The organism is Deltaproteobacteria bacterium, assembly GCA_022340465.1.
GTDB lineage: Bacteria > Desulfobacterota > Desulfobacteria > Desulfobacterales > B30-G6 > JAJDNW01.
This window is the reverse complement of sequence record JAJDNW010000133.1, coordinates 1-6,356: the sequence shown is the minus strand read 5'-3', so window position 1 is coordinate 6,356 and position 6,356 is coordinate 1. Positions and strand designations below refer to the sequence as shown.

Here is a 6,356-nt window from a genome sequence, read left to right as displayed (position 1 = left end):
AGGAAATCAACACACTGCTGTGGTATTGAAATACCGGTAATTTGGTTTGCTAATCGATGTGTCATTTTACTGATATGTTGTTCATCACTTCCGGTGAGATGGTGACCGTCCTGTGAAAATTATTGGAGAAGTCTAAAGGCCAACCATAGCTCAGGCATAATAACCTGCGAACTCGCCACAACGATCGTTGAAGAATTCCATTGCCTCGTCGACAGTGTCGAAAATTATCCAATCATGCCTGATTGTCTTTTCACCTTGTATGCGGATCCGTTCAATCTCAGCATTCCCGAAATATTCAAATTGATCGTGATATTCTGTGTACAATTCATGTTTTCTCATCTTGATGCCTCCCTTTAATGAGTATTTGCACACAGATTACCATATGGGTTTGACAGATCTGGGTACAGTGCTATAGAATTTTTATTCTCACGGAGGGTACCATGTCTGAACATTATGATGCAGTTATTATTGGCGCTGGGTTGGCAGGCTTGTCCGCCGCTGCCCTGTTGGCCACCGAAGAAAAGTGTAAGGTCCTGGTATTAGAAAAAGAGGATTATGTGGGCGGCCGCCTGGTTTCCTTTGCGGCGGAAAATGACACATTAAAGCTGCACGGCAAGTCTCTTGACCATAAAAAGTTTAAAAAGGTGATGGCTTCAGTCTATGCTTGGGTTGCCAGGTCTGAGCCAGATATGGAGACCATGTTGAAAGAAAAGCTGTTGGACGGGTATAGCTTCGAAGCGGGAGGACACGCAACTTTCTGGGGAACCAAGGGCCGGGTCGGTTTTCTGCTTGACTACCTGGACAAACCAGTTCCCTTGCCGGGCAATGAAGGATTTTCCGTCGTCGATCCTAAAGAATACAAACTTTTCCCCATGGAAAAGGGCGGTGATTTCGGATGGATGACTGAAGCTTCCAACAGGACTGCGAAAAAACTGTTGAGGGAAATGGCCATGGCTTCGTCGGAAACCTTGGCCGAATGGGACAAGGTTTCCTTTGGCCAATGGTTGGATGATCGTACGAATGACCGCAAGGTGTATGAGTTCCTGGCAGCCGTCGCCTCCATCCATATGGTCATGGGTGAACCAGACATGATTCCTGCCGGGGACTTTATCCGTTTTATGAGAACAGCAGTGGATATTGGAATGAACCTGATCAGCGGCTCCACCGGCATTGTTCCAAAACCGGGTTTTGTTTACATCGGCGAAAGACTGGCCGAAAAAGTCACCGAAAACGGCGGCACCATCATCAATGGTGCCAAAGTAAGAGAGATCCTTTTCGACGGCCCCAAGGTGACCGGAGTTACTGTGAAAACCACCGATGGAGAACAATTGTTCGAGGCCGACCAGGTGGTCTGCACAGTCCCCATACGGAAAATATGGAAATTTCTGCCTAAGAATAAATTTCCGCAGGATCTAATCAAAAAGATTGATGCCGAATTCTTCAGCGTAGGCATGTTGACCGGGTTCATCGGTGTTAAAAGCAATCTCTTCGAGGACGCCGGAATCAATCCCAAATCCTGGCTGCTGGTTCCGTCCATTATCAAGGCAGAAGAAGGTTTTATCGGTGACGTGGACATCATCTCCATCATGCCCAGCAACTTTGAGCCATCCTTGGCCCCGGAAGGCAAATTCACGATCGCATATTCGATTGCGTTGACCGAAAACGAATTGAGGGACAAGGCCAAGGTGGACCGGGTCATCGACCTTGGCCGGAAGATATTCCACAAGACTTTCCCAAAAATGAAAGAGGATACCCTCTGGGAAATCTGGACCTGCTCCGACAAGGGTTTCGGCGACTGGCCGCCTCCGGGAACCTCCCGCCCGGACACCACTCAACCAGGAATGGAAGGACTCTTTTTTGCCGGTGACGGTTATGGAGCGAAAAACTGGGGTAGCGGTATGGATGCCACCGTGTACTCGGCTCTTCTTTGCGTGGACGCCATGACCGGCGGGAATTATGTCGAAAAGGTCATGCCGGAATATCACCGATAAGCAAGTCGTTCTGCCGTTACACATAAACAATGTTTCTACGTTCTATGCAATCGATAATTTTACGAAGAGTACGATATCATCCTTTCCTTAGACCTGTGATACGTGTGAGATTCGTCCGTCAACATGCAGGCAGGTTTGGTCACCGAATGCAAAAAGTTACCCGTTTGGTTACCCGTTTCCATTTTTAGCATAAAATGGGAGGAGGGGATGAGTATAACTTACTGATATTATTGGTGCCCCCGGCAAGGATCGAACTTGCGGCACATGGATTAGGAATCCAATGCTCTATCCACTGAGCTACGGGGGCTTTGGGGATGGTCCTGAAACGAAATTTTTTAGGGTCTTATGCCAAAACCGGGCGGTTTGCAAGTCTTTTACAGGGGCAGGGGAAAGTTTTTAGGTTAAGGAAAACAAAAGGCCCGTAGCGGAGGCATTACCCGCCACGGGCCGTTTATACGTTCTACATGTTCCAGCCTCTATTCTTTTCTTCGGCCTTGCAATGCTACTGGAGATCGACCCTTTCCTTGAGTTCCTTGCCGCATTTAAAGAAGGGGAGCTTTTTGGGTTGTACGGAAACGGTAGTGCCTGTTTTTGGATTTCTTCCGGTGTACGCCTTGTAATTTTTAATAAAAAAGCTGCAGAACCCTCTGATTTCCACGCGGTTGTCTTTTTCGAGGGCACTTGAGATCTCTTCAAAGAATAGATTCACGACTTTGGCCGCTTCTGCTTTGGTCAGTCCGTTTCCATCTTTCAATGCCTCAATGAGTTCAGCTTTGTTCATATGCGCCTCCTTCAATTTTTTCAATGAAGATCATTTCTTAGCAGGCATCGGCGATAACATCAAGTAAAAAATAAGGATCTTCCGTGGGACGAGTACCTTTACATCTTTAAATTTGAAACACTCAGATTGGATGGTTTATCTGACCCTCAGTTCCTGTCCCGGATATATCTTGCTGCGCGGTGTCAGACCGTTGAGGCGCAGCAGTTCGCCCAGGGACATGCTGTGACGCCGGGCGATTCTGTAGGGGCTGTCCCCGCGGCGCACGAGGTAGGTGCTCAGGTCCTTGTCGGATGTGCCGCCGTTCAGATAGCCTGGTATTTTCAGGCGCTGGCCGGCCTGCAGCGTGGTGGTCCGGAGGTTGTTCAATTCCTGTATCCTTCTGGTGGTGGTGCCGTAGCGTTTGGCGATGATCCAGAGGGAGTCGCCGCTGCGGACCACATGCACGAAATATTTGCTGCCGGCCGTTTTTACCGGTTCCGTCGCCCGAACGATGACCGTGCCCTTTTGCGGTATCTTCAGCTTTTTGCCGGCGACGATATAGTGGGAACTGCGCAGGTTGTTGGCCCGCATGATGCGGCTCACGCTGGTGTGGTAGCGCGAGGCGATGCCGGACAGCGTTTCTCCGGACCGGACCCGGTGATAGACGTATGCCGGTCTGGGCGGGTGGGAAATGGGAATGTCGTCGATGACGCTCAACAGGGTGTCCGAAGTGTCCGGCGGAACTTTCAGATCGTAGGCGTCCGGCGGGAGAATGTTGTAGCGCAGTTCCGGGTTGAGTTCCTTGAGCTCTTGAGCGGGCACGCCGATTTTTTTTGCGATATCCGTTACCTGAACCTGACGGGTAACTTCTGCAGTTTCGAATTTAAGCGGTTCCTGTTTGACGACGGTATCCAGGCCGTACTGGGCCGGATCGCTCATGATGTGCAGGGTGGCTAAGAAACGGGGTACGTAGCGGGCCGTTTCCCGGGGGAGGCGCTCGTACAGATCCCAGAAATTGTCGAGATAATTGATGTTTTGGCTGCGGATAACGCGGAGCACGCGGCCTTCGCCGCAATTGTATGCCGCCAGTACGGTGGCCCAGTCGCCGAAGATGTTGTGGAGCTCCTTGAGGTAGGCGATGGCTGCATCCGTGGATTTGATGGGGTCGATGCGTTCGTCGATGTACTGGTCTCGTTTGAGCCCAAACTTGTATCCGGTGGAAGGGATGAACTGCCAGAGCCCCAGCGCTCTCGCCTTGGAAAGGGCCTTGACCTTGTAGCCGCTTTCGATCAGCGGCAGCCAGGAAAGCTCTTCGGGCAGGCCGGCCTCTTTGAGCTTGGAGACGATGTAGGGCCGGTAGCGGCCCGAGCGTGCAAGCGACTGGCGGAAGAACTTTTTTTCTACACCGGTGGTGAAAAGCTTCAATTCCTCCCGGACATGCTTGTTCATATCCAGGGGAATGGCGTTGTGATTGCCCTGCACCACGATGTTGCGCGAGGCATAGATTTCCAGAATGCGCTTGGAGATCAGAAAACGGATGTCATCCTTTTGCTGGATTAGGTCGGGGTTGTCTTGAAAGCCGATGTCGAGGATGAGGGAGTAGGCCTGGTCGAGCGCTTCCAGGGCGTTTTCAAGTTCGCCCTTCTGCCAGAATTCCTGGGCCGCCTGACAGAAACCGAGCGCTTCGTCCAGCATGGTCTGCACGGATTTATTGGGGGGCATTTTTTTAAGCTCGAACTGGCCGGAAGCCGTCTGGGATTCGTCGCTGTCTGCCGGCGCATCATTCTCCTCAAGAGGTGCATCGTCGTCCGCAGCGGCATCTTCCAATGCCTCTTCCGGTATGTCATCCGGTTCGAGGTCCTGATCGTTGGGGTGAATCCCCCAGCTGCTCTCGAAGGAATGGTTCACGCTTTGCGAAGTGGCCGGGGGATTGGGAGCCGGTTTCGGCGGCGCCTCTGGGGTCGTTTCTTTTTCCGCTGCAGTCGACCCCGATAAAGCGGTTGCGTCGGGTGCCTCAGACAGCCCCGGCGACTGTGTTTCGCCTGTGGCGCCCTCCGGGTCCCCTACGGCGGATGCCGGGGAATCCGGCGCCGTGTCCTGGCCGGGGTTCAGCTCCAGCCCGTAGACCTCCGCATCTTGCGCGTCCGGCTGTTTGGCGGTGTGGGAGCACCCGCAGACAAACGCAAGTGCCAGCAAACACATCAATACATATCGGTAAATGATCAACTTCAGATCCTTCCACCCAAGCCTGGCTATTCAATTCTCACCCTAATTCAGGCCTCAGCTTCTTTATAACGGCGGTCTGCCAGCCTGGGTCAGCGTGTCTGTACTTAGCCACAGAATGGTGTTTCTTCAAGACAATTCAAAATCGGACCGGATGTTATAAAACCGGCCACTATATATAGTAGCTCGTTTTCGACCAGATACACCCTATATAGTATACAGCCACTTTTTGTCAAGGATATAACCACGGTCGGCCGGCAGCGGTGAGGTTCTCCGCAGGCTGCCGGACGAAACCGGCACCCTGCAGGGCGGGATTGTCGATTTACAGGGAAAAATGTGGCATCCGTCCCTTGCCCCGGCGGTTTTTGTACTTATATTTTATCGAATTTTTCCGCGGTATGCTGCAATTTTCCGCTGATACCCTCGGGCTGTCGCAGCGCAGGGGGAAATTCAACGGAAATAAGGGAAAAATGTCGAAAATAGTCGCATGGGAACGTAATCGCCCCCTGATTCGCTGTATTTTGTTTTAGAAAAAGAAAATAATTGAAATTTATGCTTGCTATTTTTAAAAATCACCGATAAAAGGTGATGTTTTGAATTCTTATGTCGGGTCGGGCCAGCGTAGCTCAGCTGGCAGAGCTACTGATTTGTAATCAGTGGGTCGGGGGTTCGAATCCCTCCGCTGGCTCCACATGAGAGCACTGGTGGGGTTCCCGAGTGGTCAAAGGGAACAGACTGTAAATCTGTCGGCGACGCCTTCGGAGGTTCAAATCCTCCCCCCACCACCATTCAATCATGAAAGTTGAATGTAGGAGATCGCGGTATGTGACCCGGGATCGAGACGTACTACATGGCTTCTTCCTGCAAAAATTTACTGCATGTCTGGAGAAACCCTGTTGTCTCCGTTGATGAATTTTGCTGGAGGTTAACTTAAAAAGCGGGAGTAGCTCAGTTGGTAGAGCTTCAGCCTTCCAAGCTGAATGTCGCGAGTTCGAGCCTCGTCTCCCGCTCCACAAACGGTAGGTGGCCGGTTTAGAAACCTTTAGCAGAACGTTGCGGATATCCGAGAAGAATCGCCCACGTAGCTCAGTCGGTAGAGCGCTTCCTTGGTAAGGAAGAGGTTCACCGGTTCGATTCCGGTCGTGGGCTCCACTACTTTCAACTCGAGTGTTAGAGCGTTTTTACCGTTAAGCATTATCCGAGTTATCAAAAAGACGTGATGATCTACCTTTTAATAGTAGTAACGGGAGGATGAGAAGATGGCAAAGGAAAAGTTTGAGCGTACCAAGCCGCACGTGAATGTTGGGACGATAGGCCACATTGACCATGGCAAGACGACGCTGACGGCGGCGATCACGAAGCATTCCGGTTTGAAGGGCATG

At 51.4% G+C, this 6,356-nt stretch carries 4 protein-coding genes and 5 tRNA genes; 6 read left to right on the top strand and 3 right to left on the bottom strand.

The features are described from left to right. Nucleotides 1-440 precede the first annotated feature (440 nt). Nucleotides 441-1,991 (top strand): FAD-dependent oxidoreductase, encoded by a 1,551-nt coding sequence (locus tag LJE94_18240; GenBank protein MCG6912038.1) that lies wholly within the window; start codon nt 441-443, stop codon nt 1,989-1,991. Nucleotides 1,992-2,222: 231 nt separating this feature from the next. Here LJE94_18240 and LJE94_18235 read toward each other — a convergent pair. From LJE94_18235 to LJE94_18225, 3 genes are all read right to left on the bottom strand, one after another. Then, nucleotides 2,223-2,298: transfer RNA gene (locus LJE94_18235), tRNA-Arg, on the bottom strand. Nucleotides 2,299-2,493: 195 nt separating this feature from the next. Next, nucleotides 2,494-2,772, bottom strand: coding sequence for an integration host factor subunit beta (locus tag LJE94_18230; protein ID MCG6912037.1), 279 nt, complete (start codon nt 2,770-2,772; stop codon nt 2,494-2,496). A gap of 135 nt (nt 2,773-2,907) precedes the next feature. Then, nucleotides 2,908-4,977, bottom strand: coding sequence for a LysM peptidoglycan-binding domain-containing protein (locus LJE94_18225; protein MCG6912036.1), 2,070 nt, complete (start codon nt 4,975-4,977; stop codon nt 2,908-2,910). A 612-nt stretch (nt 4,978-5,589) separates the two neighbouring features. Between LJE94_18225 and LJE94_18220 the strand changes: the two genes are divergently transcribed. The 5 genes from LJE94_18220 to tuf all read left to right on the top strand — a co-directional run. Continuing rightward, nucleotides 5,590-5,665 (top strand) — tRNA-Thr (locus LJE94_18220). 12 nt (nt 5,666-5,677) lie between these two features. Further along, a tRNA-Tyr gene (locus LJE94_18215) sits at nt 5,678-5,762 on the top strand. Nucleotides 5,763-5,911: 149 nt separating this feature from the next. Next, nucleotides 5,912-5,987 (top strand) — tRNA-Gly (locus LJE94_18210). A gap of 62 nt (nt 5,988-6,049) precedes the next feature. After that, nucleotides 6,050-6,126 (top strand) — tRNA-Thr (locus LJE94_18205). A 107-nt stretch (nt 6,127-6,233) separates the two neighbouring features. Beyond that, a partial coding sequence (gene tuf / locus LJE94_18200) for an elongation factor Tu (GenBank protein ID MCG6912035.1) occupies nt 6,234-6,356 on the top strand: 123 nt, incomplete at its 3' end.

What these genes read in the sequence shown, in the direction of transcription:
- LJE94_18240 (MCG6912038.1), top strand. Translation starts at nt 441, where the DNA reads ATGTCTGAACATTATGATGCAGTTATTATTGGCGCTGGGTTGGCAGGC.
- LJE94_18230 (MCG6912037.1), bottom strand. Translation starts at nt 2,772, where the DNA reads ATGAACAAAGCTGAACTCATTGAGGCATTGAAAGATGGAAACGGACTG.